This is a genomic window from Marinobacter lipolyticus (assembly GCF_018424605.1).
Taxonomy (GTDB): domain Bacteria; phylum Pseudomonadota; class Gammaproteobacteria; order Pseudomonadales; family Oleiphilaceae; genus Marinobacter; species Marinobacter lipolyticus_B.
The window spans coordinates 1-403 of record NZ_QTKT01000037.1 but is presented as its reverse complement, the minus strand read 5'-3'; the positions used below and the strand labels follow the sequence as shown (position 1 = coordinate 403).

The window sequence follows — 403 nt, the reverse complement described above, 5'->3', positions numbered from 1 at the left end:
ATATAAAATGAATTTTTTGTGTTATAATCCAAAAATTAAATTTTTACACAAGGAAAACTAAATGAAAAAGTTTATAGTATTTTTTGGAATTTTGTTTTTTGTTTCGTGTTTAAATGCACAAAATTTAAGTATTTTCGTGGCTTCTTCAGCTTCAAAGGCAATGAGTGAAGTTAAAGATGAGTTTTTAAAAACACATCCAAAAGATAAAATAGAATTGGTTTTTGGTGCTTCTGGAAAATATTATGAGCTTTTAAAACAAGGGAGAGAATTTGATCTCTTTTTTTCAGCAGATACTAAATATGCTAAGGCTATTTATGATGATAAAAATGCCTTAATAAAACCAAAAGTTTATGTTTTAGGAGTTTTGGCTTTGTATAGTTTGGATGAAAATTTACTCCAAGGA

Annotated in this window: 1 protein-coding gene; it reads left to right on the top strand. The window is 26.3% G+C overall.

Features of this window, described 5'->3' with window-relative positions:
* Nucleotides 1–61: 61 nt before the first annotated feature.
* Nucleotides 62–403, top strand: a 342-nt coding sequence (locus DYI22_RS17340; RefSeq protein ID WP_213479301.1) for an extracellular solute-binding protein, incomplete at its 3' end; no start/stop codon positions are given.